Consider the following 26,742-nt stretch of genomic DNA (forward strand, 5'->3'; position numbering starts at 1 on the left):
CTATAGCGGTGCCACGCCAGTAATGCGTGGAATTCTGAAGGATTGGACCTCACCCGTTGCATGATCGCGTGCGATTAAGGCGCCTGCGCTAATGCGAATTGGGTCAATTATTCGATGGGTTACTCCGCCATTGTTATCGGCATATCCAATTGAAAGGGTTTTCTCATCAATAATGAATTGATTCAGAGTATCCATTGTTTCATTTGCAGTTGTGCGAGGAAGCTGACCTAACGCTTCGCTTGCCACCTGACGCAAACGAGTTTGGCGATAGGTTGATTTTTCACCAGTACGTAATGCACGAATAGCGGTCTTTAAACTTTCGGTATCGGGAATCTCAACTTCTCCAATTACGCGTGGAGGGCGAGGCTTTGTTAATGCACGGTTAGATTTTGGTCCAGTCAAAATCATTCCATTTGCAGATTCACCTGCAGGTAGATAACCACATTCACGCAGTAGGCGCATTGCATCTGTTGCATCCATGTCACAGATGACAACTTCAGGTGCAATACGACGTAAGGCCAAGATTTCAAGCTTTTTGTCATTCATGATCTGTGAAATTAAGGCGGTGTCTTCACAACGAATAAACGAGGATGTGTTTCCAACACGCAACTTGCCATGTTTTTTTGCAACATCTGCAATGAGATATTCAAGTGGTTGCGGCATTGGTGTCTTTGATGTCTTAATCAAGAATGTTTTTATCTCATCGCCCGTCCTACCGTGATCTAAAGCGCGTCGAATTGTGCCCTCTGTAAATCTATAAACAGTGGCACCGCCACGACTTTCAATCTCAGCCATCATGGCAAGTGCTTGCGAAATCTCATGTTCAAGTGGGCCCGGTGCAATTGCGGTGTTATCACTTTGAATCAAAATATGATCAACAGTCTTTGGTAGATCTTCGTTGATGGAACTTAGATCATCACCATCAAGAAATTGGGTACCGAACTTAGAGAGTGCGCCTTGGCCTGTAATTCCTAGCCATTCCGCCTCACGAAGGGTCCATTCCGCGAGTTCGTCCTGCAGTGATGAGTTACGACGCACTGGTGTGCGCCATGACAAGACCTCTCTGAAGCTATTCCATTCAGGTGCAATGCCTTCGTTTTCCCGTAATAGTTCAAGAGTTAAAGCACGTACGCGCGCAGCATTTACTCGATCTAGTTCAGGGCCAAGTGCTGCAACATTTTTTGCTTCTACTCGGCCAACTAATCCGCTAACTCGTGAGGTTATTAACCACTGCGATGCTAGCATCTGCCAGCGATCAGCAGGTGTTTGCATTAACCAGATATCAAATTTATTACTTGGCAGGATTCGGTCATCAGCATCAATGCTTATTAATGATGCAAGGTATGCAAGTTCAGTAACAAATGCTGTGCAGGACTCATCAACACCTAAGTGTGTTGAAATAATTTTGAGATCACGAACTCCTAAACCACCAGCACGTAGTGCATCTGCGGGTTCATCGGCCCAAAAATTAAGCAGCTCTTCAACCCAGCGCAGGACTGTTGAGACATTGGCTATTGCGGCAAGGTTTATTTGTCGTTCATCACGCTTTGCACCGCTCAGCGGTGGTTGTGTAATAAAACGCTCTTTGTGAATCTTTCCACCGCGTAATGCAATCGCAACTTCACGAGGCAAGATAACAGTTCGTTGATCTAGTGGGACTAAGAACTTCTTTTCAAGTAACCAAGTCACTCCGGGTCCAGGATTCTTAATATCTCCAACACTTCCGCGCGGAGGGCCCCATATCAATCGTTCTAAAACTTTCTTAGCATCTGCTGGTGCATCATCTAATTCACTGAGCTTTAGCTTTGCCATTGAAGCTGGCCCTAAGCCTGCAGGTTCTGTGCCAATTACATCGCGTAACTGTGTTGGCAAGCGCATTCCATCATCGGATGGATAGACAAGACCAATCCGTACCAAATGCTCTAAAGCACCTTTTGCTTCTTTATCTGTGAGAGTTACGACGCTTTTTTCTAAGAAGGGTTCATTTAAGGATGCTGTTGCTTCTAACACTTGAAACTGCCATTGATTGAGTGAATCGATTGCTCTTGCCAAACTTGGTGCAGAACAAGCACGCACTGCAAGCGAGGCGATATCTGGGGGAACGGGAGTTACTAGATCTGGACGTGCGGTGAATAAATCTAAAAGGGCAGCATCATCAACACTACGTAGGTAGTCAGAGAAGGAGCGCATTTCCATAACTTGCCTACATTACTGGCAAATTACCTGTTCTTGTTAATTCACTTCATCGCTTACGCGGGGTCAGCCATGTTCCAAGAGCTGCAATTCGGACAACTATTGGCGAAATAGCACGACCAATAAATCTGGCGCGACGGAAGTCATGGATAGGCCAACCTTCAGCCATTGCACGCAAGCCCAGCAGCGCATCCGGATTAATTGCCGATGGATGGCCAACACATTGCAGTAACGGTAGGTCATTGCTGCTATCTGAATAAGCAAAGCAGTTCTCTAGATCAAATCCCTTTTTCTCTGCTAACTCCCGAACTGCGACCGCTTTTTCTTTTCCATGCAGTAGAGCACCATTCATTTGTCCGGTGTAGAGACCATCTTTGATTTCAGCCTTACTACCAAGAGCACCAGTTAAACCGAGTCTGGCGGAAATTAATGTAGCCATGTCTTCTGGCGCAGCGGTAACTAAATAAACTTCAACTCCATTTGCAATATGTGTTTGGGCAATGTCAATTGTTCCCTGCCACATTGCAGGAGAAACAAACTCGTCATAAATTTGTTGCGCAATCGCCTCAATGTCTTTGACGTTATGTCCGCCAATAAAGTCGGTTGCGGCAGATTGAAAACGTGCGATCTCTTCTTTGTTTTCTTTTCCTGTTAAGCGAAATCTCAGGTTAGCTAATACAAAACGTGAAATGTCCTTCTTGGTGAAGTAACCGCGCTGGTACATGCCGCGGCCCAAGAAATAAATGGTTGAGCCACGTATAAGCGTGTTGTCGACATCAAAGAAGGCCGCTCGTTTACCTGTGAGTGCCATGTCACTACCTTACCGATAGACGGGGTTTAGGAACGCTTTATGCTTTACCAATGAGTTCAACAGTGCATGTGCTCCGCCACGGAGAAGTCCATAATCCTGACAAGATTTTGTATGGTCGCCAATCCGGTTGGAGATTATCTGATCGAGGACAAGAGATGGCTCGCACAATTGCTGAGTGGTCTAAGACTCTTGATTTAGGCGCGCTTCATGTTTCACCCTTGCAACGCGCTCAAGAAACAGCTGCTCCTATTGCCGCTGCCCACAACATTTCTATTACTACTGATGAACGTCTCATTGAGGCCGCAAATATTTTTGAAGGAAAACCATTCGGTGTCGGTGATGGCGTCTTGCGCCATCCTGCAGCATGGAAGCACTTATGGAATCCATGGAAGCCATCATGGGGTGAGCCCTACGATAAACAAATCACTCGCATGCTTGCAGCAATCTTTGCAGCTCGGGATGCAGCCAATGGGAAAGACGCAATCTGCGTTTCACACCAGTTACCGATCTGGATTTTGAGAAGTGCGATTACAAATCGTCGGCTATTACACGATCCTCGCAAACGCGAGTGCACACTTGCATCTGTCACCAGTGTTCACTTTGATGATGAGGGATTTATTTCAGGTCTAACCTATTCTGAGCCAGCACGTCACCTATTGCCTGAAAATAAGTAATGAAGAAATTTTCACTCCTGATTGCATTAGCAATTGCACTGACCGGGTGTAGCGGGGGCGGAACATCTTCGGCTGAAGAAAGTTTTGTCTCAGGAGATGGATCAATAACATTCATAAAGATTGAAGATAGAAAAATTGCTCCAGCAATCACTGGATTAACTCTGTCTGGTACTAATTACACATACACAAAAGACAAGGTTGCCGTTGTTAACGTATGGGCATCCTGGTGTTCACCGTGTCGGGCTGAGGCACCAATACTTGTTTCATTGGCAAACAAATATACAAATGTTGCGTTTATTGGAATCTTAACCCGTGATAATCCTGCAAACGCCGAAGCGTTTGAACGTCGATTTAAAATCCCTTATCCAACAGTTATTGATGACTCCATCTTGATTGGATTTAAGGGTTCATTGCCGGCAAATGCCATCCCATCGACGGTAATTCTGGATAGGCAAGGACGTGTAGCCGCACGCATTTCAGGCGTGGTTACCGTTGCTTCGCTGACCAAGCTGATTGAAAGGGTGAGCGCCGAATGAAAGAGTTCTTTGTAGAGCAGATATTTTCGGGTGTTCTTGTAGCAGCATTTCCTTTCGCATTTATCGCAGGAATTGTTTCTTTCTTGTCACCATGTGTTTTGCCATTGGTGCCTGGTTATCTTTCATTTGCCGCTGGATTTTCAGTAAGCAGAGGCAAAGTCTTTTTAGGCTCACTTTTATTCGTTCTAGGCTTTAGCGCGGTTTTTGTTTCATACGGCGCAGTCTTTGGTGGTTTGGGAAATCAACTTTCTGCCAACGAAGAAATAATCTCTAGAATTCTTGGCGTAATAACAATTTTCTTAGGATTTATTTTCTACGGACGTTTTCCTTTTTCACCAACTATTCGACCAAAGATGCGAACAACCGGTGGACTGCTAGGTGCACCTTTACTTGGTGTGTTGTTCGGAATTGGATGGACACCATGCATTGGACCGGCATTAGCCGCGGTACAGACTCTGGCATTCCAAGAATCAAGTGCGGTGCGGGGAGCGGTGCTTTCCTTTGGTTACTGCCTAGGTCTAGGACTTCCCTTTATCCTTTCAGGATTATCTCTAGATAAATCTGCCAAGTTGCGTTCAATTATTTACCGCAGAGGCGATCTCATTTCAAAAATCGGTGGAATCTTCTTGATTACAATCGGCGTCCTTCAGGTTCTTGGTTTCTGGAACCAGCTTTTAAATTCAATGCGTTCACTAATCTCTGATTTCATTCCGGTGATTTGATGAGTCAACAAACCGAGCTTCCAGAGCTAGATAGTGTTGGTGTTTTGCGTTATGCATGGCGCCAATTAACGAGCATGCGCACGGCGTTAATTCTTTTGTTACTGCTCGGAGTTGCCTCTATTCCTGGCTCTTTGGCGCCTCAACGCACTCAAAATCCAATACAAGTAGGTCAGTACTTTAAGGATTCGCCAGAGCTTGCGCGCTGGATGGATCGTTTTTATCTATTTGACGTCTACGGTTCACCCTGGTTTAGCGCCATCTATATCCTCTTATTCATCTCTTTAATTGGCTGTGTATTGCCTCGAACAATTGAGCATTTTCATGCCGCGCGCGCTTTTCCGCCCGCAACACCTAAGAACTTGTCGCGAATGGAACATCATTCAACATGGATAGCTAATGGAACAGAGTTAGATGCGGCTCGCGCATGGTTTAAGTCAAAGCATTTTCGAGTCTTAGAAAAAGATGTATCTATTTCGGCCGAAAAGGGCTTTACGCGAGAAACTGGAAACCTATTTTTCCACTTAGCACTCATCCTTGTTTTGTTAGGAATTAGTTTTAGTTCACTGTTTGGCATGCGTGGTGAAGCAATCATTAATGTTGGTGAAAGATTTGTTAATACACCAACTAGTTATGACACATTGACTTATGGAAAATTGTATAAAGATGCAAATCTGCCAGCTTTTATGTTGACTACAGATAAATTTGTTGCACAATACAACTTGAAAACTAGTGCACCAGAGGATTACACCTTAGATGTTTCACTACTTCGCGAGGACTCTTCAGTTGTAGAGAAGAAAGTTATTAAGGTTAATAGCCCACTGACAATTGGGAGTACGCGAATTTATTTACAAGCTAATGGATACTCACCTGTTGTAACTGTTAGAGATTCCAAGGGTGATGTTGCTTTCCAAGGCCCTGTCCCGTTCTTGCCACAAGATTTAAATCTTCGATCAATCGGTGCGATCAAAGTTCCAGATGCAGTCCCACAGATTGGATTTGTTGGATCTTTTGTTCCGACATATGTTCGTGATGCAAATGGCGGGGGCGCATTGAGTGCTTTCCCTAAGGCGCTAGATCCACGGTTGTTGTTGGCAGCATGGGCTGGTGATCTTGGATTGGACTCTGGTGTTCCTCAATCTGTGTACAGAATCGATACCTCAAAGATGCTGCAAGTCGGTCTTAAATCTCTGAAGCCAGGGGAAACCTTTGAGTATCCAGGCGGATCAATCAGATTTGAAGGCTATCTCCAATGGGTCAACCTTAACTTCGTTGCAGATCCTGGAAAGAAGTTCGCATTGCTGGGCGGTATCGTTGCCATCCTTGGATTGCTCGCTTCACTATTTACGCGCAGACGTCGTATTTGGATTCGAGTTGAGTCACAAGTAGAAGTTGCTGGATTAGCCAAAAATGGTGCACCAGGGCTAGATGTTGAAATGGAACAGTTTGTTCGGATGCTAAAGGGAGAGAAATAGATGTCACGTTCGTGGGCTTTTGCTTCAAACTATTTCATTTACTCCGCCATGGCTGTTTACACATTGTCATTTTTAGCTCATGCAATAGAGACAGCATGGGCGGTAAAAGTCCCCAATGACACTACAAAAACCCTGGATTACAAGCGCACCGAAAAAGTGGCACGCATCGCTACAGCGATGATGGTTTTAGGTTTCATTCTTTTGTTTGCAGGTGTAATTGCTCGTGGAATTTCAGCAGGTCGCGTGCCGTGGGGAAACATGTATGAGTTTTCAATTACAGGTGCACTTGCATTTACTGGCGCATATCTTGGTGCGCTCCGTAAATATGATCTACGTTGGTTAGGCCTACTTGTTTCGATTTCAGTATTGCTAACTATTGGTACCGCTGTAACTGTTTTGTATGTGCCAAGTGCACCATTAGTACCGGCGCTAAAGTCACCATGGTTAGTTATTCACGTTTCTACTGCAATTATTTCAGGTGGCGTGTTCTTGTTAGCAAATGTAATTGCAGCAGCTTATCTGTATCTAGATAAAATGGAAACAAAAGGTGAGCGAACAGCCTGGGCCAAGCGACTTCCTTCATTAGAAGTTCTGGATCAACTCTCGTATCGACTAGTCGCATTTGTATTTCCATTGTGGACTTTTTCAGTTATTGCAGGAGCAATTTGGGCTGAGAGCGCTTGGGGTCGTTATTGGGGTTGGGATCCAAAAGAGACATGGGCATTCATTACTTGGGTTGCCTATGCAGCGTATTTACATGCTCGTGTAACTATTGGTTGGCGTGGACGCAGAGCTGCATGGCTATGTTTATTTGCAGGTTCTACATTCTTGTTTAACTATGTGTACGTCAATATCTGGGGAAGTGGAAAGCACACCTACTCAGGCCTTTAAAGCTTTCCCAAGAAATCTGGATCATCATCTGGCGGCAAGATGCGTCGCTTAGGAGCCTTGCCACCCTTTGGTTTATTTCTTCCAGCAATTAAATATGCAATGGGACCAATTGCAAGTGCCTGTGGGCCAAGAATAATAATTAAAAGTAGCCAGCCCCATTTTGGAAGAGTCTTAATCTGGGATTCATCAGTTCGTGCGCAATCGATTAACGCATAAATTGTTAACCCAAAGACCAAGATGAGTGGAAGAATCCGTGACATGAATTTAGTGTATCGCTAAGGCGACGGCAAAAACTATTGAAAACATCAGTTGAAGCTTGCCAGTTCGGCCTAAAACAGGAACTAATTCCATTCCAGAAGCACCGCTGAGAACTTGCCTTGAAATCGAGAGGCTCATTGGAAGTAGCAACAAAGTTAGAAGTGCTGTAGGTATCAAAGTTGCAATTGCTGCGATGTGTGCAGTAGCCAAGAGTGCAACGTACATGTACCGCGCTTTGGTGTCACCGATACGCACAGCAACCGTCAATTTTCCGGCTAACTCATCCTTAGGTCTATCCCGGAGATTGTTAATCGCAAGAATCGCACAGGACAGGACACCCATCGGAATTGAAACAATAAAACTCAAGGGAGTTATTGTTTCAGTCTGGACATAAAAAGTACCAACAGTCGCAATTACTCCGAAGAAAATGAAGACAGATATATCACCAAGGCCTTTGTAGCCGTATGGATTTTTTCCTCCGGTGTATCCCCACGCAGCAGCAATAGCGATAGCCCCAATAATTATGAGAAAAGGTGAGGTCAAGAAAGCCAACCAAGCTCCGGCGATGCATGCAATTGCAAAAGAGATTAAGGCGGCACCCTTAACCGACTGTGAAGTTGCTACTCCGCTGGCAACTAAACGAATCGGGCCAACACGATCATCATCGGTACCCCTGATCCCATCGCTGTAATCATTGGCGAAGTTGACCCCTATCTGAAGCCATATTCCCACATTGAGAGCAAGTGTTGCCCGAAACCAATTGAAATCTGAACCCGCTAAAGCAGAAGCAACGACAACTGGCGCAATCGCTGCTGGCAGAGTTCGGGGACGTGCACCCAGTACCCACTTATTCATGTGCAATACCTTTCGCCAAACTCTTTCGATCGATCTTGCCAATACCCAGCAATGGTAACGATGTCATGCGATGTATGCCTTTTGGTTTTGCAAAACCACCAAGATCTCTTTCAAGATGTGTAGCAATTTGATCATCGCTAATCGTTCCAACAACTGCAAGTTGTAAGCTCTGTCCCCACTGAGGATCTTCAACAGCAAAGGCGGCAAATTGAGTATCTGGAAATGCAAGGCTGAGCGAATTTTCAACAGCGTCAAGGGAAAGATTTTCTCCACCGGAGATAATGACATCGTCAGATCTTCCAATAACAACTAGATGATCATTGTCGTATTCACCTAGATCATTTGTTTCAAACCATTCGTCGTTGACCGCAATAGAGGATGCAAGAACTGGACCTTTGATACAAATTTTGCCACTTCGAATTTCAATCTCCACGCCATCAAGTGCCGTGCCGTCATAAACACATCCACCGCATGTTTCAGTCATTCCATATGTTGTAATGACTTTGATTCCTGCCAACTCGGCTTGATTACGCAATGCTTGAGATAGCGCAGCACCGCCAACTAAAACTGCCTTGGCTGATTTAAGGTGGCTTAGTAAACGTTGGTCACCATTTAGCGCACGGAATAATTGTGTTGGAACAATTGCGGTGTAGTCAGCTTTTGGGTAGTCACCCTCAAAATCACGCAGATCAATTGGTGTTGTTCCTAGTTCCATTGAGCGCACAATTACATTTACCGCAGCGATGTGAGTCAGCGGAAGTAATAGTGACCAAGTTTGGCCAGATTGCGCACCAATAAATTTATTGGAAGCTCGCGCAGATGAAATTAGGGCAGTTGAACTCAGTAACACTTCTTTGGACGCGCCAGTTGATCCTGATGTTCCGATCGCAACTGCGGCATCGTGTGGTGCGTATTCTGATGAGATCTCGCCGAAACCAAGGGTGGGGCCATCGCCCACGAGCGCTGCTGTGATTTCTCTCGCTAGTTGGGAGATTTCGCATGCAGGGCTGACCCGCAGAATCTTTCGTTGTGACGAGGTATCCATTGCCACCGTAGGCTATCGCTAGCAACGACGATGGAGGAAATGTGAGCAAGCCGATCAAGCGAGAATTTGGTAGCCGAGAGATTCCACAATGGGTCACAGCACCCGGCGGAGAAGATTTCGTAGATATCAAATATCAAATGGGCGATGGCATCGCCAAGATTACGATCAACCGTCCGCAGGTTCGTAATGCATTTCGTCCTCAAACTATTATTGAATTGATGGAAGCATTTAATTTAGCGCGCGATAATGAAGAAGTCGGCGTGATCATCCTTACTGGTGAAGGCACAGAAGCTTTTTGTTCTGGCGGAGACATCAGTGTTCGTGGAGATGATGGATACCTTGGCGATGACAAGTTAGCTAAAAAGGGAATCGGTCGCCTGAATGTTCTAGATCTTCAGGTGCAGATCCGTCGCACACCAAAGCCAATTGTTGCAATGGTTGCTGGTTGGGCAATCGGTGGCGGACATGTGTTACATGTTGTCTGCGATTTAACAATTGCTGCTGATAATGCAAAGTTTGGTCAGACTGGGCCAATGGTTGGTTCTTTTGATGGTGGATATGGCGCTGGATTATTAGCAGCACATGTTGGTCAAAAGAAGGCTCGCGAAATTTGGTTTATGACACGCGAATACGATGCACAAGAAGCTTTGGATATGGGGCTTGTGAATACAGTTGTCCCAATTGCTGAATTAGAAGCTGAAACTGTTTCTTGGTGCCGAGAGATGCTTCGCAACTCTCCAATGGCGCTGCGTTTGCTGAAAGCTAGTTTGAACGCTGCAACTGATGGTTTGGCAGGAGTGCAACAACTTGCTGGAGATGCAACCTTGTTGTTCTACATGACAGAAGAGGGCCAAGAAGGTCGGGATGCTTACAAAGAAAAGCGCGCTCCTGATTTTGGAAAGTTTCCAAAGCGCCCATAATCCATGGATCAATTGCTTCTAGAGACATTGCGTGTAGTTGCGCTGCCAATGAAAACTAATTTTCGTGGCGTTACTGTTCGTGAAGTCGCTTTAATTCAAGGCGAGTATGGCTGGGGTGAATTCTCACCATTTCTTGAGTATGACGATGCTGAATCAGCACCATGGTTAGCCTGTGCAATTGAAGCGGCAACCCAGCCAAAACCACAGCTATTTCGCAATGAGGTTGCCGTTAATGGAACGATCCCAGCGATAAACGATAAAGAAGAATTAGAAAGAGTGGTCAACTCTTTTCCCGGTGTCTCAACCTTTAAGGTGAAAGTTGGTACGAACACCCAAGAGGATGTTGCACGGATAAACACAATTAGATCTCTGCGACCATATGCAAAGATTCGTATTGATGCCAATGGTTTATTGAGCGTTGAGCAAGCAGTCTCGTTGTTGCACTTGGTGGGAGACATTGAATACATTGAACAACCCTGTGCAACAATCAACGAGCTGCGAGAATTAAAAAAGCGGATTGACGTCAAAATAGTTGGTGATGAAGTGCTGCGAAAAGTAAAAGACCCATTCACTATCGACCTAACTGGGGCTGTGGATTACTTGATGTTAAAGGTTCAGCCGCTTGGTGGTATCAAGCGTGCACATCAACTTGCACAACATCACAAATTACCTGTAGTAGTTTCAAGTGCGCTAGAAAGTGCTGTTGGCATTAGTTATGGTCTTACCTTGGCCGCATCATTTGAGGATATGAACTTTGATTGTGGCCTTGGCACAGGCTCACTTCTAGCAAAGAATGTTGCCCAATTGCCAATAGTTGATGGAAAAATCCAGATTAGTGATGTGGTTCCTAATCTTGACGGCTTAGATGTCAGTGCGGATCGCTTCGAATGGTGGAAGAATCGCATCATGAGAACCGCGGGGCTACTGAAGTGAACAACTCCACATCGCTAGCGCGTGTAGTTGTTCGCCAAATTATTGAAGCTGGGATTACCGATGTAGTTATTTCTCCTGGATCACGCAATGCGCCTTTGTCTTTGGCATTTTTTGAAGCATCACAAGAGGGCTTAATTAAGATTCATGTGCGTATTGACGAGCGGACAGCTGCCTTCTTTGCACTAGGAATCATCAAATCAACTGGTCGTCCAGTGGCTGTTGTGTGTACTAGCGGAACAGCCGTTGCTAATTACCACCCAGCAGTACTTGAAGCTAGCCACACAAACGCACCGCTCATGGTTTTAACGGCAGATCGCCCAGCGATGTTGCGTAAGACCGGTGCTAATCAAACAACAGAACAAGCACGAATTTTTGGAAAAGCTGTTCGTTACTTTGCAGATATTGATGGTCCCGTATACCCAATGGAGTTGCCACTAGATAGTTTGCGCACTGGGCCAATTCATTTGAATTTGCAGTTTGATGAGCCTTTATTGTCAGATGATTCTTCTGATTGGCTTTCACAGATTAATGTTGCTCCAAAAGAGTTTGTTCCACGAACCAAGCCCGGCACGCTTCGCTTGGTTGGCGCGCGAGGAGTTGTCGTAATTGGACACGATCGTGGTGGTTTAACAGTTGATGAAGTTACACAGTTCACAAAGGTACTAGGTTGGCCGGTAATTGCCGAAGATCCACTTTCTTTTCCTGATGCCATTGCACATGCATCTATTTTCTTAACATCACCAGAAATACGAAGTACGCTAATTCCACAATCTATTTTGGTAATAGGACGCACAACTTTGTCACGGTCTATTAATGCTTTTATTAAATCTAGCCCAATCACATATGTAGTAGATCAAAGACTTGCAACGGTGGATTCTGATCGTCAAGCAGATCGTAAATTTACAGAGTTACCGGATCTTCAAGGCGTTATCCAATCTGATGAGTGGATTGCAAAGTGGAACAAGGTTTCTGAGCGCGCCCAAAAACTGATCGGATCATTAGATGGATGGAGCGAAGCGCTTATTGCACGAACAATCGCGGCAACAATTCCAAATGGCACCGCCTTGTTTGTTTCTTCATCACGACCAATTCGAGATCTTGAAGGTTTTGCCCATCCACGAGGCGGTGTTCGCACATATGCAAACCGAGGGTTAGCTGGCATTGATGGAAACATTTCAACTGCGCTAGGTGTTGCCTATGGCCATAAGGCCACAATTGCAGTGCTGGGCGATCTTTCTTTCCTGCATGATTTAACGGGTTTAGTAAATAAGGAGGCAATTAACTGCCGCTTCATTGTTATCAATAATGACGGCGGGGGAATCTTTTCAACCCTTCCGCAACGCGGTGTAAATGGCTTTGAAACTGTTTTTGGAACACCCCATGGATTAAATCCAGCAGCAATTGCGCAAGCGATGGGTGTTGATGCAAAGCAAATTACAACCCTTAAAGAGTTAGAGGCAGAGATCAAGGTACCAATATCTGGTGTGAGCGTTGTTGTGTGCGATGTACCTGATCGTGAATCGAATGCAGATAATCTAAAGAAGATTGTGGAGGCACTAACCTCTATTTAAGGGCGCTTCGCATTGGTGCAAACTTTGCATATGTTTCAGCTAATTCAATCTTCGGATCTGAACCATCAACAATTCCGCATCCGGCAAAGATGCGAATAGTGTCGCCATTTATTTGACCACAACGAAGTGCAATTCCAAGTTCTCCGTCACCTGCTGCATCAATCCAACCAACAGGCCCCGCATATCGTCCACGAGACATTCCTTCAATCTCAGAGATTAATGCTGCGGCAATTGGTCTCGGAGTTCCGCACACAGCAGCTGTCGGGTGTAATTGCTCAAGAATTGTAAATGCATCTGTGTGAGCAAGTGTTTCAACTAGTGCACCAGTCACATCTGTTGCAAGGTGCATAACATTTGCAAGGTGTAAGACAAATGGGGACTCAGGAACATTTGTTGATGAACAAAATGGCTCTATTGCATCTGCAACTGATCGCACGGCGTATTCATGTTCTGCCAGATCCTTTGATGAACGAGCAAGAGATGCTGCTAACGCCAAATCTTTTGCATCATCACCAGTCTTGCTAATAGTTCCGGCCAAGACGCGTGAAGTAATCATTCCGCGTGATAAGCGAAGTAATAGTTCAGGAGTTGCTCCAACTAATCCTGAAATTGAGTACTTCCAAGTTGTTGGATATTCAACCGCTAGCTTGTTCAAGATGGCCCGCGAGTCAATGCTTTTATTGGACTTTATGGTGATATCTCTCGCTAAAACAACCTTGTCTAAATCCCCAGATTGAATTCGTGAAACCGCAGTTGCAACGCGGTTTTTCCAATCTAGATCTGACTGTGGTTTTTCATCCCAGGCCATATCTGCGTTAGAAACATGATCAGGTGTGGTTTTAAGTACCGGTTGAGGATCTGAACCGATCCATGTAATCCAAGACTTATCGCCTTTAGAACCAACAACTACCTGTGGGATAACAAGAACGGAAACATCATCAGGTGAAAAAGAAAAAGAGGTAAACAAAATTGGGCCAGTTCCGCTGCCGTGCACAGTATTTGTGACTGCTAACTTTTCTAGCTGCTTCTGCCACCAGTGACGTGCATCTGCAAATCTATGCGGACCACTAACTGTTGTAGTGGCATAAGTGCCCCAACCAACTAAACCATCACCACTTCGAACCCAGGCAACAGGATTTGAATCTGGTAGTAATTCCAGCAACGGTAAATGCTCGCCAAGGCGAGTTGTGGTTACAGGAGTGAGTTGTGGCATTGCTATGAATTTTTGCGGTTAACAACTCGCCAAATAGCAGGCAGCGAAGTTCCAGCAATTGCAATCTTTAAAGCTTCACCAACAATAAATGGAGTCAGCCCTGCATTAATCGTCCAGCTCCAACTTTGGCCTGTGTATTGCTGTAACCACACAAGACCAAATGAGAAAGTAGTAACAGTTCCAATTAACATCGAAGGAAGAGCTGTTAAGAATTTTTGATCTAAGCGAAAACGTGCAAGCTGACCCAATACAAAGGTTGCAACCAACATTCCGATTAAGTACCCACCTGTCGCTCCAACAATGCGATCTAGTCCATGGCCACTATTTGCAAATACTGGTGCACCTGCAATTCCAGCCAGGATATAGATAGCAAAAGTTGTGAATCCTAAGGTTGATCCGTATGCAGTTCCAAGAATCAAGACACCCAATGTTTGACCTGTAACAGGAACTGGTGATCCCGGAACTGGAATCGCAATTTGTGCCAATACTGCTAAGCCAAGAACTCCACTAACAACGAGAACAGCGTTTGAAAGAGCCGTTGATCGGGGGATCAGTGAAGTGCGAAGCGATGTAGCAGAGAGCGACATGGGGAGCCTTTCGATGTACCTAAGTTGTGGATGAGCCTACTTCAAGGGAGAATGAGCCTATGTCACGCGCTAATTTGAACAAGGATCCCGATGAGGTCGCGGCAATGTTTGATGGGGTCGCTAAGCGCTATGACCTGGTCAACGATCTTTTGAGTCTGGGCCGCACCAAGGCCTGGCGCAAAGCGGCGACAAAGATCATCGCCCCACAGCCCGGAATGGTGATTTTAGATCTTGCAGCAGGGCCTGGCTCCTCTTCAGAACCTCTTTTTAAGGCCGGGGCAACCGTCTTTGCCACCGATTTCAGCGAGGGAATGCTGGCTCAGGGCCGAAAAGCTCGTCCATACCTGAACTTCTCCAAGGCCGATGCCCTGAATCTGCCCTTTGAGGCGGATAGATTTGATGTGGTCACTATTTCTTATGGCCTGCGAAATACAGCTGATTTCGATAAGGCCCTTGCTGAGGCTCGTCGAGTAACCAAGCCAGGTGGGCGAATGGTGGTTGTTGAGTTCAGCCATCCCACGTGGCGCCCCTTTCGTACCATCTATACGGAGTACCTCATGCGCCTCCTACCCGCGATCGCCACAAAGACCGCCTCGAACCCAGATGCCTATATCTACCTAGCTGAATCGATCAGGGCGTGGCCAGATCAAGATGGCCTAGCAGCCCGTATGGAAAAAGCTGGTTGGAGCCAGGTCACCTGGAAAAATCTGACTTTTGGGGTTGTTGCAGTTCACAGCGGGATAAAGGGCTAGCGGTCAGCGGCATAGGCCAATCGACCTTAGGATTTCGACCGTGATACCCACTTCAAACCCGTATGTACCGATTATGGTGATTGGGGCCATTGGTTTTGGCTTCGCCCTCTTTTCGGTTGTTGCTGGCGCGCTCGCAGGCCCAGCTCGGTACAACCGAGCAAAGCTCGACGCCTATGAATGTGGAATCGAACCATCTCCCCAAGCAGCAGAAGGTGGACGTTTTCCAGTCAAGTACTTCTTAACTGCGATGCTCTTCATCATCTTTGATATCGAAATAGTTTTTCTATACCCATGGGCGGTTTCATTTGATGCTCTTGGTTTGTTTGGTTTAGTGGAAATGGCAATTTTCATTGGAACTGTTTTTGTTGCATATGCATATGTGTGGCGCCGCGGCGGATTGGAATGGGATTAAACAATGGGTCTTGAAGAGAAAATCCCGAGTGGTTTCTTATTAACTACAGTTGAAAAACTTGCTGGATACATGCGCAAGAACTCATTGTGGCCGGCAACATTTGGTCTTGCATGTTGTGCAATTGAAATGATGGCTGTTGGTTCAGCTGCAAAGTATGACATTGCCCGTTTTGGTGGAGAAGTTTTTCGCGCCTCCCCACGTCAAGCAGATTTAATGATCGTTGCAGGTCGCGTTTCTAACAAGATGGCTCCTGTTCTTCGTCAGATTTATGATCAAATGTCAGCACCAAAGTGGGTACTTGCAATGGGTGCGTGTGCATCATCAGGTGGAATGTTTAATAACTACGCAATCGTTCAAGGCGTAGACCATATTGTTCCAGTTGATATTTACCTGCCTGGCTGCCCACCACGTCCAGAGATGTTGCTTGATGCAATTTTGAAATTACATGAACAAATCAATGAGACAAAGCTTGGTGCAAACCGCGCTCAAATCATCAAGGAAGTTGAACTTGCTGCAATGAACGCGAAGCCAACTCACGAGATGAAGGGCTTGCTTGCGTAATGACTGATGGAATGTTTGGCGCAAAAGGCACTGGCGATACTTCTGGCTACGGTGGTTTAGTTCGTAAAGCTAGTACTGCAGGCTCTTCCGAGCGTCCATACGGTGGTTATTTTGATGATGTTGCCGACGATCTAGAACGTGCCTACCCAGGGTTTTCTGATGCAATCGAGCGCGTTGTTGTTGATCGTGGGGAAATAACTCTTCACGTGAAGCGTGAAAAGCTGGTTGAAGTTGCTTTGATTTTGCGTGACACGTTGAAGTTTGAAATGTGCATGGGCGTTAATGGTGTGCACTACCCAGAGCAAACTGGCCGCGAATTACATGCTGTTTACCCATTGCTTTCAATGACAAAGAATCAGCGAATTCGCCTCGAAGTTTCAGTTGCAGATGGCGACGCACACATCCCGTCATTGGTAGAAGTGTGGGCCGGCAACAATTGGCACGAGCGCGAAACTTTTGACATGTTTGGAATCATCTTTGATGGCCACCCAGGACTGACGCGCATCTTGATGCCAGATGACTGGGAAGGTCACCCACAACGCAAAGATTACGCACTCGGTGGAATTGCAGTTGAGTACAAGGGTGCAACCACACCACCTCCTAGTGAAAGAAGGAGCTACAAGTGACAACATTTGATCCATACGCTCCTTCGCGTGATACAACTGAAGGAAAAGTTTTCTCTGTTACAGGTGGAGATTGGGACGCGCTAGTTCAAGATATTGGCGCAACCAAGGAAGAGCGTGTTGTTGTAAACATGGGTCCTCAGCACCCTTCAACACACGGTGTGCTTCGCTTGGTGCTAGAGCTTGAAGGCGAAACAGTCACAGAAGCACGTTGCGGAATTGGATATCTACACACAGGTATTGAAAAGAACATGGAGTACCGCAATTGGACTCAGGGAACAACATTTGTCACTCGAATGGATTACCTAGGACCTCTGCACAACGAGACTGCTTATTGCTTAGCGATTGAAAAGCTTTTGGGAATTACAGATGATGTTCCAGAGCGTGCTTCAGTTATTCGAGTAATGATGATGGAGCTCAACCGTATTTCTTCACACATGGTTGCACTTGGCACAGGAGCCCTTGAATTAGGCGCTATGGGCCCTATGTTCTTTGCTTTCCGTGATCGTGAAACTGTTCTTGAAATCTTCGAAATGATCACCGGCTTGCGCATGAATATGGCCTACATCCGTCCAGGTGGAGTTCAGCAAGATCTTCCAGAGGGTGCTCTTACCAAGATCCGCGATGGCGTAAAGCTGATGCGCAAAAACTTTAAAGACAATGCAACTTTGCTTATTGGTAACTCAATTTGGATGAAGCGCACACAAGGCATTGGTTATCTAGATCTTGCTGGTTGCACAACACTTGGTATTACTGGTCCAGTTCTTCGTTCAACTGGAATGCCCTGGGATCTTCGTAAGGTGCAACCATATTGTGGTTATGAAAACTATAACTTTGATGTTGTCACTGCAGATACTTGCGATGTGTATGGCCGCTTCTTAATTCGTATGAATGAATTAGAACAATCACTTCGTATCATCGAGCAATGTGTCGTTAAGTTAGAAAAGCTTGAAGGTGCACCAGTCATGGTTGCAGACAAGAAGATCGCTTGGCCAGCACAACTTGCAATGGGTGGCGATGGACTTGGTAACTCACTCGATCACATCCGCCAGATTATGGGGACATCGATGGAGTCTTTGATTCACCACTTCAAACTTGTTACAGAAGGTTTCCATGTTCCTGCAGGTCAGGCATATGTTGCGATCGAATCTCCACGCGGAGAGCTTGGTGCTTCAGTTGTTTCTGATGGTGGAACTCGGCCTTATCGCGTTCACTTCCGGGAACCGTCATTTAATAATTTACAAGCAACAGCTGCAATGAGTGAAGGTGGCATGGTTGCCGACATCATCGGTGCGGTTGCATCAATTGATCCAGTTATGGGAGGGGTTGATCGCTAATGGCATATTCAGATGAAGATTTCCAGATTATGGATTCAATTATTAAGCGCTACCCACGCCCTCGTTCAGCGATCATGCCTTTGTTGCATTACGTGCAATCAAAAGCAGGTTATGTAACTAATGAAGGTATTGAAGTTATTGCCAAGGTTCTACAACTAGAGGCTGCTGAAGTCACTGCTGTGTCTACCTTTTATACCCAATACAAGCCAACACCGGTAGGCGAGTACCACGTAGGTGTCTGCACAAATACTTTGTGCGCCGTTATGGGTGGGGATGCAATCTTTGCTTCGCTCAAGGATCACCTGGGTATTGGAAACGATGAAGTCACTGCCGATGGCAAAGTTTCACTAGAGCACATTGAGTGCAACGCAGCTTGTGATTACGCACCTGTTGTAATGGCTAACTGGGAATTTTACGACAACCAAACTGTTGAGTCTGCAAAAGATCTAGTTGATTCAATGCGTGCAGGTAATCCAAAGCCACCAACCAGAGGACCAAACAAGCTGGTTACATGGAAAGAAGCTTCTGCTGTTCTAGCAGGATTAAATGATGGACTTGCACATGAAGGTGTTCAAGCCGGAGAGCCAACTTTGCTTGGCTTGAAACTTTCGAAAGAGGGCAAATAATGACAAAGCTAGCACCAGTGCTTTCTGCACATTGGGATGAAAAGGATTCATTTACTTTAGAAGGCTATAAGCGCCATGGTGGATACACAGCATCTGCAAAAGCACTTGCGATGGATCCAGATGCAGTCATTCAGCTTGTTAAGGATTCAGGACTTCGTGGTCGTGGTGGCGCAGGCTTTCCAACCGGAATGAAGTGGGGATTTATTCCTCAAGGCGATAACAAGGATCACTATCTTGTTGTTAACGCAGATGAATCAGAGCCAGGAACCTGTAAAGACACACCATTATTGATGGCTAACCCACATGTTTTAATTGAAGGTTGCATCATCGCTTGCCATGCAATTCGCGCAAAGCATGCATTTATTTATATCCGTGGTGAAGTAACTCATGTTGTTCGTCGAGTTAATCAAGCAATTGAAGATGCCTACGCTGCAGGAATTCTTGGCAACGGAATCGATGTAGTTCTACACATTGGCGCCGGTGCATATATCTGTGGTGAAGAGACAGCGCTGCTTGATTCACTAGAAGGATTCCGTGGGCAGCCTCGTTTGCGTCCACCATTTCCTGCAATTGCAGGCCTTTATGCACGTCCAACAGTTGTAAATAACGTTGAATCAATCGCATCTGTGCCAGCAATTATTAAGAATGGCGCTGAGTGGTATCAATCAATGGGAACTGAAAAGAGCAAGGGAACAACTCTTTACTCCTTGTCAGGCCACGTTGTTAACCCAGGACAGTTTGAAGCACCACTAGGAATCACACTTCGCGAAATTCTTGATCTAGCTGGGGGAGTTCGCCCAGGACACAAGTTGAAGTTCTGGACACCTGGCGGATCATCAACACCTTTGTTTACTGATGCACACCTTGATACTCCGCTGGATTACGAAGGTGTTGCAGCAGCAGGATCAATGCTTGGAACAAAAGCGTTACAAATATTTGATGAGACAACATGTGTTGTTCGCGCAGTATTGCGATGGACAGAGTTTTACAAGCACGAGTCATGTGGAAAGTGCACACCATGTCGTGAAGGCACCTGGTGGTTAGTACAAATCCTACGTGATCTAGAGGCGGGTAAGGGAACTGAAGCAGATCTAGCTAAGTTGCTTGATCTCTGCGACAACATCATGGGCCGCTCATTCTGCGCACTCGGTGATGGTGCAACTAGTCCAATTACATCTTCGATTAAGTACTTCCGTGATGAATACATCGCGCACTTAACACATGGTGGATGTCCTTTTGATCCAGTTGCCTCAACGCTATTTGCTGGAGCTGGTGCATAAATGACAACAGAAGTAGTGGACATGATCACCGTCGTAATCGACGGTTTCGAAGTCACTGTTCCTAAGGGCACATTAGTTATTCGCGCAGCAGAACAACTTGGAATTCAGATTCCACGCTTCTGCGATCACCCACTACTTGAGCCAGTCGGAGCATGTCGTCAGTGCTTAGTTGATATCGAAATTAATGGTCGCGCTTTTCCAAAGCCACAGGCTTCTTGCACAATTCCTGTTGAGCCAGGAATGATTGTTAAAACACAATTAACTTCTACTGTGGCCGAAAAAGCACAGCGCGGTGTCATGGAGCTTTTGCTTGTTAATCACCCGCTTGATTGCCCAGTGTGCGACAAGGGTGGTGAGTGCCCATTGCAGAACCAAGCAATGAGCACAGGAGAAGGATCAAGTCGTTTTGAGGGCGTAAAGCGCGTATTTGAAAAGCCAATCAACATTTCTTCACAGGTATTGCTCGATCGTGAGCGTTGCGTTTTGTGTGCTCGTTGCACACGTTTTTCTGAGCAAATTGCTAGTGATCCATTCATTACTTTGAATGAGCGCGGTGCATTGCAGCAAGTTGGAATCTACGAGAACAAGCCCTTTGAATCATATTTCTCAGGCAACACTGTTCAGATTTGTCCAGTAGGTGCGTTAACTGGTGCGGCATACCGATTCCGTGCTCGTCCATTCGATTTAGTATCAACTCCATCTGCATGTGAGCACTGCGCATCAGGTTGCGATATGCGTACCGATGTTCGCCGCGGAAAAACTTTGCGTCGACTTGCAGGCGATGATGCATCAGTTAATGAAGAGTGGAACTGCGATAAGGGACGCTGGGCATTTAAGTATGTAACAGCGGTAGATCGCCTCAAGGTTCCGCAGATTCGAAACGCTGAAGGCGTTCTTGAAGAAGCCTCATGGCCTGAAGCGTTGGCAGTTGCTGCAGCAGGATTGAAGGCAGCAAAATCGGCTGTTCTTGTGGGTGGTCGTGCAACATATGAAGATGCATACGGCTATAGCAAGTTTGCTCGCGTTGCACTTGGCACTAACGATATTGATTTCCGCTCACGTGTTTCATCAGATGAAGAACGTGAGTTCCTGGCAGCACGAGTAGTTGGATCAACAACTACCTATCGCGACATCGATAAGGCTGATCAAGTTCTACTTGTTGGTTTTGAGCCGGAAGAAGAATCACCAATTGTTTTCTTGCGTATTAACAAGCAATTCCGCAAGCGTGCATTGAAGGTAGTTTCAATCGGTTCTAAGGAATCTATTGCAGTGGACAAGCTGAAGGCCGAGTTTGTAAAGGTTGCACCAGGACAAGAATCAGCAGCAATTGCGGCGCAATCATTAACAAACAAATCTGTCATTCTTGTTGGGGAACGAGCTGCTGAAAGTGCTGGTGCATTGAGCGCCGTTGCAGCACTTGCCGATTCAACTGGTGCAAAGCTTGCTTGGATTCCACGTCGCGCAGGTGAGCGTGGGGCACTTGAAGCTGGCGCAATTGGCAACCTGTTGCCAGGTGGGCGTCCAGTAACAGATGCGGCGGCCCGCGTGGACATCGCAGCGCTTTGGAACACAGAATCAATTCCATCTGAAATAGGTCGCAGCACTTCACAGATTATTGAAGCTGTTAATGCCGGACAGATTGGCGGGCTAATTGTTGGTGGTGTTGATCCACTAGATGGTGATAACAGCCAGGCAACTTTGGCAGCACTTGATAAGGTTTTTGTCGTTTCACTTGAAATTGCCCCAAGTGCGGTCACAGAGCGAGCCAATGTTGTTCTGCCAGTTGCTGCTATTACTGAAAAGTCTGGTTCATTCCTTAACTGGGAAGGCCGCCCCCGTTCTTTTGATACAGCGGTGAGCGATTCCTTAAATCGTAGTGATCTTCGAATCCTTTCGATGATCGCTGAAGAAATGGGAATTTCACTTAACTTAGGAACTGTCACCGCGGCTATCAAGGAAATTGCTTCAATAGGCAAATGGGATGGCGTTCGAGTTTCACTTAACAAAGTTAACTCTTCAGCACAGCCTGCACTTAATGCCGATCAAGCACTCATTACTTCATGGCGTCGCTTATTAGATCTTGGCACTTTGCAGCAAGGTGAAGAGAACCTTGCAGGAACAGCACGTCGCACGGTTGCAGTTATTTCTCCTAAACGAGCACAAGCGATGGGTGTTGTGGATGGAGATCGAGTAAAGATTTCAACTAATCAAGGATCAGTAACGCTTTCTGCTCTAGTTGAAAACATTCATGATGATGCAGTATGGGCGCCACGTAATTCACGCGGATCTCAATTGTTGGTAAATCTAGGCGTTGCACATGGCGCAGTAGTTACGGTGGTGAAGGCATGACAAATGCACAACTCATTGCATCAGATCCAGGGTGGTTAATCGTAGTAAAAGCATTAGTCGTTTTTGCTATCTGTGTATTGCTAACGCTTATGTCTGTGTGGGGAGAGCGCCGTGTTGTTGGCCGTATGCAGCAGCGTCCTGGCCCAAACCGTGTTGGACCCTTTGGATTAATTCAGGCAGTTGCCGATGGAGTTAAGCTGGCCCTTAAAGAAGACATCATTCCTACAGCTGCTGACAAGGTTGTATTTGTTTTGGCACCAATTATTAGTGCCACTACCTGCTTTATGTCCTTTGCTGTAATTCCAATTACTGGCGAGGTAACAATGTTTGGCCGCCAGACAGCCATGCAGCTCACTGATATTCCAGTTGGTGTTTTATACATTCTTGCAATTGCTTCTATCGGTGTTTACGGAATTGTGTTAGCGGGTTGGTCTTCAGGATCTACCTATCCATTACTTGGCGGACTTCGCTCAAGTGCTCAAGTAATTTCATATGAAATCGCAATGGGACTTTCATTAGTTGCCGTATTTATTTATGCCGGTTCAATGTCAACATCTGACATTGTGGCTGCGCAGTCAACATGGTGGTATGCAGTGGTCTTGTTCCCATCATTTGCAATTTTCGTAATTTCAATGGTTGGCGAAACAAACCGTGCCCCATTTGACCTTGCTGAAGCTGAAGGCGAATTAGTTGGTGGATTCCACACCGAATACTCATCACTTAAATTTGCACTCTTCTTCTTGGCTGAATATGTAAACATCATTGCCGTATCTGCTTTGGCTACAACATTGTTCCTTGGTGGTTACAAAGCTCCTCCAGGACTTGGATTTACTGAAAGCTGGCTTGGTGGCTGGTTCACAGCTATCTGGTTCTTCCTGAAGGTTCTTACATTCTTCTTTGTATTTGTGTGGCTGCGTGGAACCTTGCCACGTTTGCGATATGACCAATTCATGCAATTTGGTTGGAAGGTCTTAATTCCAGTCTCAATTTTATGGATCTTGGTCGTTGCCACACTTCGCGTTCTTTCATTGCAGAATGCACCACGAATCGTCGTGATTGCTTTTGCAAGCAGCGTCGTATTCATCATCATGGCGGTTAATTTGGGATTTGAAAGCTCCAAAAAGAAGAAAGAGCAAGCGATTGCTGATGGCGATAATAAAGCTGTACCAAAATTTGCTGTGCCTTCCTTGCCAATGGAAGTTTCAACTATCAATGTTTCACAGAAGGTAGGAGATAACCGTGAGTGAAAATCTAGAACCGTTAAAGTCAAAAGAGCTTGGCATCAACGATGTTGAATTCTACGAAGTAGAGCAGACCCCTGCCGTTGGCTTCCTTGGAAGCATGAAAGGGTTCTGGGTCACCTTCTCCACAATGTTTAAGAAGCCTTTGACCGTTGAATACCCTGAGGTTAAAGCACCAACAGAAGAGCGTTTCCATGGACGCCACCAACTCAATCGCCACCCAGATGGTTTGGAAAAGTGCATTGGGTGCGAACTGTGTGCGTGGGCATGTCCTGCTGATGCGATTTATGTTGAGGGTGAAACAAACACTGAAGAAAATCGCATGTCACCAGGAGAGCGATACGGCAAGGTCTATCAGATTAATTATCTTCGCTGCGTTTTCTGTGGTCTATGCATTGAAGCTTGTCCTACTCGCGCACTAACAATGACAAACGAGTACGAACTTGCAGATGACACTCGTGCCAAATTGATCTTTGAAAAACAAGATTTATTAGCCCCGCTTCGTCAAGGAATGTTGATGCCACCGCATCCGATGTATCCAGACATGACTGACACTAATTATTACAACGGGGATGTAAAGCAGGCGCACCCTTCTCAGGAGGGCAAGTAATTGTTGGAATTAGCCCTCGAGGTTGGACAAACCGCTAAACCAGAAGCTGTCATGTTCTGGATCCTTGGTCCACTAGCAGTCGTTGCATCTCTTGCAATGCTGCTCGTGAAGAAGGCGGTTCACTCTGCGATCTTGATGGCTTTTGTAATGATTATTTTGGCGGTTTTTTATATTGCCCAAGATGCCGCATTCTTAGGAATCGTTCAGATTGTTGTCTACACCGGCGCAGTGATGATGCTCTTTTTATTCATTTTGATGCTTGTTGGTGTTGATTCCTCTGATTCATTAACTGAAACAATTCGTGGACTCCGTCCAATTGCAATTACAGCAGCGGTTGGTTTCGGCGGCTTAATGGTTTCATTGTTAGGTCAAGCAACTATTGGTCGCCAGTCCGTTGGATTAGCACAAGCAAATGCTGATGGAAATGTTCAAGCGTTGGCTCAACTTTTATTTAGTACCTATGTCTGGCCATTTGAAGTTGTTTCTGCGCTACTAATTACTGCAGCTCTTGGAGCAATGGTCTTGGCCCATCACCAGCGCACAATTATCCGTCCAACGCAGCGTCAGCTTTCAATTGATCGCTTCCGCGGTGAATCTCTAGGTACAGCAGCAGGTCTGCCTAGCCCAGGTGTTTACGCACGACACAACGCAGTTGATGTTCCCGCCCTGCTTCCAGATGGAACGCCTGCCGCGGGCTCAGTCAATGCAACTCTTTCTGCGCGTGGAGACATGTTGGATTACAAGAAATTTGATCTTAGCGAAGTCAATACCAAGGTTGAGGAGGAGAAGTAATGGACGCCTCCAATTACCTTTACGTATCAGCACTCCTCTTTACTATTGGAGCGGTTGGAGTTGTTGTTCGCCGTAATGCAATCGTTGTGTTCATGTGTATTGAGCTAATGCTCAACGCAGCAAACCTTTCATTTGTAACTTTTTCACGCATCAACGGTGACCTCAATGGTCAGGTAATGGCATTCTTCACAATGGTCGTTGCAGCGTGTGAAGTTGTAGTTGGTTTAGCAATTATCGTCACGATTTATCGTTCACGTCGATCAGCATCTGTTGATGATGCGAGTTTGTTGAAGCGATAAAGATGACAACATCGACAAGCCTTGTCTATTTGATTGTGCTGCCATTAGCAGGAGCAGCGCTACTTCTTCTTGGTGGACGTCGCACAGACAAGTGGGGCCACCTACTTGCTACTGCGCTCTCAGCCTCATCATTTGGAGTTGGTCTATACGAACTTTCACAGATGCTTGGACGCTCAACCGAGGCTCGTCCAGTTTCACAAAAGCTTTTTGAGTGGATCAATGTTGGAACATTCAATGTTGACGCAGGCCTTTTATTAGATCAGCTCTCTATTTGTTTCGTTTTACTCATTACCGGCGTCGGAACTCTGATTCACATTTATTCAATTTCTTATATGTCGCACGATCATGATCGTCGTAGATTCTTTGCCTTTTTAAATTTGTTTATTGCAGCCATGTTGCTCTTGGTTTTGGGCGACAGCTACCTCAGCCTTTATGTTGGCTGGGAAGGCGTGGGACTTGCTTCCTATCTATTAATTGGTTTCTGGAATCACAAGCCTGCCTATGCCACAGCCTCTAAAAAGGCATTTGTTATGAACCGCGTTGGTGACATGGGATTGTCATTTGCAATCATGATCGCTTTTGCAACCATGGGCACAGTCTCATTTGCAGGGGTGGCAGAACAAGTAGAAAACACATCAGAGGCGGCATTAACAGGCATGGGAATCATGCTGTTAATTGCTGCGGCCGGAAAGTCTGCGCAATTCCCATTGCAAGCATGGCTTGGCGATGCGATGGCGGGTCCAACGCCTGTGTCAGCGCTGATTCACGCCGCGACAATGGTTACAGCAGGTGTCTATTTAATTACTCGTTCTAACTTCGTTTTTGATGCAGCACCGACTGCGCAACTATTAGTTGTAATCGTTGGTGCGATCACATTGATGTTTGGCGCACTGATTGGTACTGCAAAAGATGACATTAAAAAGGCACTTGCTGCCTCAACAATGTCTCAAATTGGCTACATGATCCTTGCAGCTGGCTTAGGCCCAGTTGGTTATGCCTTCGCAATCATGCACCTGCTCACACACGGATTCTTTAAAGCAGGAATGTTCCTTGGTGCAGGATCTGTTATGCATGGAATGAATGATGAAGTAAATATGCGCAAATACGGTGCGCTTAGTAAGTTTATGCCAATTACATTTGTGACCTTTGGTCTTGGGTATTTAGCAATCCTTGGTGTTC

The 26,742-nt window shown here is 45.9% G+C and carries 28 protein-coding genes; 21 read left to right on the forward strand and 7 right to left on the reverse strand.

Features of this window, described 5'->3' with window-relative positions:
* Together AC9UEY_RS01490 and AC9UEY_RS01495 are read right to left on the reverse strand one after the other, a co-directional pair.
* The gene (locus AC9UEY_RS01490; RefSeq protein WP_509536754.1) at nt 1-2,196 is read right to left on the reverse strand and encodes a helicase-associated domain-containing protein; all 2,196 of its coding nucleotides are present in this window, start codon (nt 2,194-2,196) and stop codon (nt 1-3) included.
* Nucleotides 2,197-2,242: 46 nt separating this feature from the next.
* On the reverse strand, nt 2,243-3,004 hold the full coding sequence (locus tag AC9UEY_RS01495) for an HAD family hydrolase (RefSeq protein ID WP_509536757.1): 762 nt from the start codon (nt 3,002-3,004) through the stop codon (nt 2,243-2,245).
* Nucleotides 3,005-3,054: 50 nt separating this feature from the next.
* Here AC9UEY_RS01495 and AC9UEY_RS01500 point away from each other — a divergent pair, with 50 nt between their 5' ends.
* Genes AC9UEY_RS01500 through ccsB form a run of 5 tightly spaced genes read left to right on the forward strand, consistent with a single transcriptional unit; the run spans nt 3,055 to nt 7,299 of the window.
* Nucleotides 3,055-3,678: a histidine phosphatase family protein gene (locus AC9UEY_RS01500; RefSeq protein ID WP_509536760.1), complete on the forward strand. Its 624-nt coding sequence runs from the start codon at nt 3,055-3,057 to the stop codon at nt 3,676-3,678.
* Nucleotides 3,678-4,214, forward strand: a complete 537-nt coding sequence (locus AC9UEY_RS01505) for a TlpA family protein disulfide reductase (protein ID WP_509536763.1) — start codon at nt 3,678-3,680, stop codon at nt 4,212-4,214. Before AC9UEY_RS01500 ends, AC9UEY_RS01505 begins: the two co-directional genes overlap by 1 nt.
* A complete protein-coding gene (locus tag AC9UEY_RS01510; RefSeq protein WP_509536766.1) occupies nt 4,211-4,936 on the forward strand; it encodes a cytochrome c biogenesis CcdA family protein in 726 nt (241 codons plus the stop codon). Before AC9UEY_RS01505 ends, AC9UEY_RS01510 begins: the two co-directional genes overlap by 4 nt.
* Nucleotides 4,936-6,408 carry a cytochrome c biogenesis protein ResB gene (gene resB, locus AC9UEY_RS01515; RefSeq protein ID WP_509536769.1) on the forward strand — a complete coding sequence of 491 codons (1,473 nt, stop codon included), beginning with the start codon at nt 4,936-4,938 and terminating at the stop codon, nt 6,406-6,408. The genes AC9UEY_RS01510 and resB overlap by 1 nt, the downstream gene beginning before the upstream one ends.
* Nucleotides 6,409-7,299: a c-type cytochrome biogenesis protein CcsB gene (gene ccsB / locus AC9UEY_RS01520; protein WP_509536772.1), complete on the forward strand. Its 891-nt coding sequence runs from the start codon at nt 6,409-6,411 to the stop codon at nt 7,297-7,299.
* On the opposite strand, the gene AC9UEY_RS01525 is transcribed toward ccsB, so the two are convergent.
* The 3 genes from AC9UEY_RS01525 to AC9UEY_RS01535 are packed head-to-tail and all read right to left on the reverse strand — an operon-like array spanning nt 7,296 to nt 9,457.
* On the reverse strand, nt 7,296-7,559 hold the full coding sequence (locus AC9UEY_RS01525) for a PLD nuclease N-terminal domain-containing protein (RefSeq protein ID WP_509536775.1): 264 nt from the start codon (nt 7,557-7,559) through the stop codon (nt 7,296-7,298). The genes ccsB and AC9UEY_RS01525 overlap by 4 nt on opposite strands.
* Nucleotides 7,560-7,563: 4 nt before the next feature.
* Nucleotides 7,564-8,412 (reverse strand): 1,4-dihydroxy-2-naphthoate polyprenyltransferase, encoded by an 849-nt coding sequence (locus AC9UEY_RS01530; RefSeq protein WP_509536777.1) that lies wholly within the window; start codon nt 8,410-8,412, stop codon nt 7,564-7,566.
* Complete coding sequence (locus AC9UEY_RS01535) at nt 8,405-9,457, reverse strand: AMP-binding protein (protein ID WP_509536780.1); 1,053 nt, start codon at nt 9,455-9,457, stop codon at nt 8,405-8,407. Before AC9UEY_RS01535 ends, AC9UEY_RS01530 begins: the two co-directional genes overlap by 8 nt.
* Before the next feature lie 80 nt (nt 9,458-9,537).
* Here AC9UEY_RS01535 and menB point away from each other — a divergent pair, with 80 nt between their 5' ends.
* From menB to menD, 3 genes are read left to right on the forward strand one after another with little or no spacing between them, the layout of a single operon-like run.
* Entirely contained in the window at nt 9,538-10,377 is an 840-nt protein-coding gene (menB, locus tag AC9UEY_RS01540) for a 1,4-dihydroxy-2-naphthoyl-CoA synthase (protein WP_509536836.1), read from the forward strand.
* Nucleotides 10,378-10,380: 3 nt separating this feature from the next.
* Nucleotides 10,381-11,310, forward strand: coding sequence for an o-succinylbenzoate synthase (locus AC9UEY_RS01545; RefSeq protein WP_509536783.1), 930 nt, complete (start codon nt 10,381-10,383; stop codon nt 11,308-11,310).
* Nucleotides 11,307-12,881 carry a 2-succinyl-5-enolpyruvyl-6-hydroxy-3-cyclohexene-1-carboxylic-acid synthase gene (gene menD / locus AC9UEY_RS01550; protein ID WP_509536786.1) on the forward strand — a complete coding sequence of 525 codons (1,575 nt, stop codon included), beginning with the start codon at nt 11,307-11,309 and terminating at the stop codon, nt 12,879-12,881. The genes AC9UEY_RS01545 and menD overlap by 4 nt, the downstream gene beginning before the upstream one ends.
* Here menD and AC9UEY_RS01555 read toward each other — a convergent pair.
* Together AC9UEY_RS01555 and AC9UEY_RS01560 are read right to left on the reverse strand one after the other, a co-directional pair.
* Nucleotides 12,874-14,094, reverse strand: a complete 1,221-nt coding sequence (locus AC9UEY_RS01555) for an isochorismate synthase (RefSeq protein ID WP_509536789.1) — start codon at nt 14,092-14,094, stop codon at nt 12,874-12,876. The two genes, menD and AC9UEY_RS01555, sit on opposite strands and share 8 nt — an antisense overlap.
* A 2-nt stretch (nt 14,095-14,096) precedes the next feature.
* On the reverse strand, nt 14,097-14,681 hold the full coding sequence (locus tag AC9UEY_RS01560; RefSeq protein ID WP_509536792.1) for a biotin transporter BioY: 585 nt from the start codon (nt 14,679-14,681) through the stop codon (nt 14,097-14,099).
* Nucleotides 14,682-14,740: 59 nt separating this feature from the next.
* Between AC9UEY_RS01560 and AC9UEY_RS01565 the strand changes: the two genes are divergently transcribed.
* The 13 genes from AC9UEY_RS01565 to nuoL all read left to right on the forward strand — a co-directional run.
* Complete coding sequence (locus tag AC9UEY_RS01565) at nt 14,741-15,433, forward strand: demethylmenaquinone methyltransferase (RefSeq protein ID WP_509536795.1); 693 nt, start codon at nt 14,741-14,743, stop codon at nt 15,431-15,433.
* Between the two features lie 40 nt (nt 15,434-15,473).
* Nucleotides 15,474-15,845, forward strand: coding sequence for an NADH-quinone oxidoreductase subunit A (locus AC9UEY_RS01570; RefSeq protein WP_509536798.1), 372 nt, complete (start codon nt 15,474-15,476; stop codon nt 15,843-15,845).
* Between the two features lie 3 nt (nt 15,846-15,848).
* A complete protein-coding gene (locus AC9UEY_RS01575; protein ID WP_509536800.1) occupies nt 15,849-16,406 on the forward strand; it encodes a NuoB/complex I 20 kDa subunit family protein in 558 nt (185 codons plus the stop codon).
* Nucleotides 16,406-17,032, forward strand: coding sequence for an NADH-quinone oxidoreductase subunit C (locus AC9UEY_RS01580; RefSeq protein WP_509536803.1), 627 nt, complete (start codon nt 16,406-16,408; stop codon nt 17,030-17,032). Before AC9UEY_RS01575 ends, AC9UEY_RS01580 begins: the two co-directional genes overlap by 1 nt.
* Complete coding sequence (locus AC9UEY_RS01585; RefSeq protein ID WP_509536806.1) at nt 17,029-18,366, forward strand: NADH-quinone oxidoreductase subunit D; 1,338 nt, start codon at nt 17,029-17,031, stop codon at nt 18,364-18,366. The genes AC9UEY_RS01580 and AC9UEY_RS01585 overlap by 4 nt, the downstream gene beginning before the upstream one ends.
* Nucleotides 18,366-18,992 (forward strand): NADH-quinone oxidoreductase subunit NuoE, encoded by a 627-nt coding sequence (gene nuoE, locus AC9UEY_RS01590; RefSeq protein ID WP_509536808.1) that lies wholly within the window; start codon nt 18,366-18,368, stop codon nt 18,990-18,992. Before AC9UEY_RS01585 ends, nuoE begins: the two co-directional genes overlap by 1 nt.
* Nucleotides 18,992-20,272, forward strand: a complete 1,281-nt coding sequence (gene nuoF / locus AC9UEY_RS01595; protein ID WP_509536811.1) for an NADH-quinone oxidoreductase subunit NuoF — start codon at nt 18,992-18,994, stop codon at nt 20,270-20,272. Before nuoE ends, nuoF begins: the two co-directional genes overlap by 1 nt.
* A complete protein-coding gene (locus AC9UEY_RS01600) occupies nt 20,273-22,621 on the forward strand; it encodes an NADH-quinone oxidoreductase subunit G (RefSeq protein ID WP_509536814.1) in 2,349 nt (782 codons plus the stop codon).
* Nucleotides 22,618-23,868 (forward strand): NADH-quinone oxidoreductase subunit NuoH, encoded by a 1,251-nt coding sequence (gene nuoH / locus AC9UEY_RS01605; RefSeq protein WP_509536817.1) that lies wholly within the window; start codon nt 22,618-22,620, stop codon nt 23,866-23,868. Before AC9UEY_RS01600 ends, nuoH begins: the two co-directional genes overlap by 4 nt.
* On the forward strand, nt 23,861-24,472 hold the full coding sequence (gene nuoI / locus AC9UEY_RS01610; RefSeq protein ID WP_509536819.1) for an NADH-quinone oxidoreductase subunit NuoI: 612 nt from the start codon (nt 23,861-23,863) through the stop codon (nt 24,470-24,472). Before nuoH ends, nuoI begins: the two co-directional genes overlap by 8 nt.
* Nucleotides 24,473-25,264, forward strand: coding sequence for an NADH-quinone oxidoreductase subunit J (locus tag AC9UEY_RS01615; RefSeq protein WP_509536821.1), 792 nt, complete (start codon nt 24,473-24,475; stop codon nt 25,262-25,264).
* Complete coding sequence (gene nuoK, locus AC9UEY_RS01620; RefSeq protein WP_509536824.1) at nt 25,264-25,563, forward strand: NADH-quinone oxidoreductase subunit NuoK; 300 nt, start codon at nt 25,264-25,266, stop codon at nt 25,561-25,563. Before AC9UEY_RS01615 ends, nuoK begins: the two co-directional genes overlap by 1 nt.
* A 2-nt stretch (nt 25,564-25,565) precedes the next feature.
* Nucleotides 25,566-26,742: NADH-quinone oxidoreductase subunit L (gene nuoL / locus AC9UEY_RS01625; RefSeq protein WP_509536827.1), on the forward strand; the 1,177-nt coding region annotated here is incomplete at its 3' end.

The sequence above is a fragment of the Candidatus Planktophila sp. genome, assembly GCF_040402275.1.
Taxonomy (GTDB): Bacteria; Actinomycetota; Actinomycetes; order Nanopelagicales; family Nanopelagicaceae; genus Planktophila.